The sequence below is a fragment of the Lacrimispora brassicae genome (assembly GCF_054772055.1).
This window is the reverse complement of the sequence record NZ_BRYH01000032.1, coordinates 1-2,582: the sequence shown is the minus strand read 5'-3', so window position 1 is coordinate 2,582 and position 2,582 is coordinate 1. Positions and strand designations below refer to the sequence as shown.

The 2,582-nt window shown below is 40.1% G+C and carries 3 protein-coding genes; all 3 read left to right on the top strand.

Annotated elements, in window-relative coordinates; translation table 11 throughout:
* A partial coding sequence (locus ACYVD3_RS16385; protein ID WP_460643557.1) for an acyl carrier protein occupies positions 1-727 on the top strand: 727 nt, incomplete at its 5' end.
* Positions 728-767: 40 nt separating this feature from the next.
* The gene (locus ACYVD3_RS16380) at positions 768-2,090 is read left to right on the top strand and encodes a beta-ketoacyl synthase N-terminal-like domain-containing protein (protein ID WP_460643556.1); all 1,323 of its coding nucleotides are present in this window, start codon (positions 768-770) and stop codon (positions 2,088-2,090) included.
* Positions 2,035-2,582: CurL C-terminal domain-containing protein (locus ACYVD3_RS16375; protein WP_460643555.1), on the top strand; the 548-nt coding region annotated here is incomplete at its 3' end. The genes ACYVD3_RS16380 and ACYVD3_RS16375, both read left to right, overlap by 56 nt.

Here is a 2,582-nt window from a genome sequence, read left to right as displayed (position 1 = left end):
TCTGGAGTTTTTCATCTTATTTTCGTCCGTGGCAGCCATCCGTGGAATCGCAGGTCAGGGTGACTATACGGCAGCAAACGCCTATTTAGATGCTTACGCACCATACCGAAACAAAAAGCGGCGGGGCAGTCTGAGTATAAATTGGCCAGCCTGGAAAGAGACTGGGATGGCAGTGGACTATCATGTTAATCAGGATGGGATGTTCCAGGCGCTTTCAACTGCTAAGGCATTGCAGGGATTTGAAATGGTGTATCAAAAAGATCTCGGCAGCATTCTGGTTGGGATTGCTAATAGAGGACGCTGTTTTGGTGGCTTAGACTTAACTGTCGAAGTAATTGGTGAAGCTCAATCTAAAAACGATCGTCCGGAACATGCAATGATTGCGATTCAGGGGAAAGATAACGAGCAGTACAGTAATATTGAACGAAGAGTTGCGACAATCTGGGCTCAAACCTTAGGGCTCAGAAACATTGCTATCTATGATAGTTTTAACCAACTTGGCGGTAACTCGCTATTGGCGGTTAAATTATTTAAAGAATTGGAACTGGAATTTTCTTGTTACCTGGATATTACGGATATCTATAGCTATCCGACAATAAGTGCAATGGCTGAATATTTAGCTTCCCAAACCTCTGAGCCAGAACCGGATGAACTAGATGTTTTACTGGATAAACTTACAAAGGGGGAGCTAACCGAGAGTCAAATTGAAATCCTGCTTGAAACTTAGTCAGAATATAACGCTATCTGGATACATCGGAGGTAATTGAATGAAAACCATAAAAAAATATATATTCAAGCAAGTCGCCGAGCAAAAACTCACTAAAGAAGCTGCAAAAATTATGTTACAGGAAATGCAGATTAATCATGAAAATACCGGGAATGATATTGCTATTATTGGCATGTCGGCGCGAATCTCGGCGGCAGAAACGGTGGAGCAATATTGGGATAATATATTACAAGGCGTTAATACAATCAGAGATTTTCCATCCAGACGATGGGATGACTGTCATTCAATACTAACAGCAAATAACCAAGAAGAGTTTTGTAAGGGAGGATATTTAAATGAAATTGACAAATTTGATCCTTATTTTTTTAATCTCTCTCTTCAAGAAGCAAAGTATATGAATCCTTTGCAACGACTGTTCCTGGAGACTTCCTATCAAGCGATCGAAGATGCTGGATATGGCGGGAAGCGGATATATGGCACCAATACAGGGGTATATGTTGGTGTAGAAACTACATCGATTATTAATTACAATCAATTATTTTCGCAACCAGATCCATTAATGTTTACGGGGTCAATGAATGGTATTTTAGCAAGTCGGGTTGCCTTCCAGTTTAATTTGAGCGGGCCCAGTCTGGTGGTTGACACGGCTTGTTCATCTAGTCTGACGGCAGTTATTTTGGCCTGTCAGGCTTTAAATGACAATCAGTGTGAAATGGCTATTGCTGGTGGTCTTTGTTTGACTTTGCGGCCGGCCGCAAAAGGCAATGTTCTTAATATGGTGGAGTCAGAAGATGGGCAGGTAAAAGCGTTTGATAAAGATGCTGATGGAACTTCGTGGGGGGAAGCAGTAGGCGCAATTTTATTAAAATCCCTTGATCAGGCATTGCAGGATGGCGACGTTATACATGCCGTAATTAAGGGCGGAGCAATTAATAATGACGGCACATCAAATGGAATTACTGCGCCAAACGCCAAAGCTCAGGAAGAAGTTATTTTAAATGCCTGGAAAAATGCAGATATCGATCCTGCAACTATTGGTTATATTGAGACTCATGGTACAGGAACAATCTTGGGAGATCCAATTGAAATCAAAGGCATTACCAATGCCTTTAAAAAAGTTACCAGCTTAAAACAATTTTGTGGTATTGGTTCCGTAAAATCAAATATTGGACATACGGTTGGCGCCGCTGGTATGGCATCTTTGTTAAAAGTTGTATTAATGTTAAAACACAAATTAATCCCTCAAACCTTAAATTTTAATCAGCCCAATCAATTTATTGATTTTATTGCGTCACCGGTATATGTGAATGATAAACTACTTCCTTGGCCTAAAGGTATGGAAGCAAGGCGGGGGGGGGGTTAGTGCATTTGGATTTAGCGGCACTAATTGCCATCTTGTTTTGGAAGAAGCGCCAGAGTCCATTAGTTTTATTGAAACAATAAAAAGCAAGATGAACGTTTTTACTATTTCATGTCGCAATAAAGCTGGTCTGCAGCAATTAATTGATCAATACTATTGCTATTTAATAAAAGATAAAACCACGAATTTTCAGGATATTTGTTATACCGCCAATACTGGAAGAGGTCATTACCAGTATCGGATTTTAGTAATCGCTGAACACCTAACCGAACTGCTTGAAAAATTGGTGCGGTTGCAAAACGCAGATTTAGAGAATCTCAACGAAAACGGAGTATATTATGGTGAGCATCAGATTGTTTCTCCCTTAAAGGAGTTTATTGAAAAGAACGAACTTACTGAAAAACAAAAACGGAAGTTAACTGTAAGGGCAGATCAGCTGCTGGCTAAATATCTGGCAGATAATGAAAAAAGTACGTTAGAAGCACTTTGCTTGAG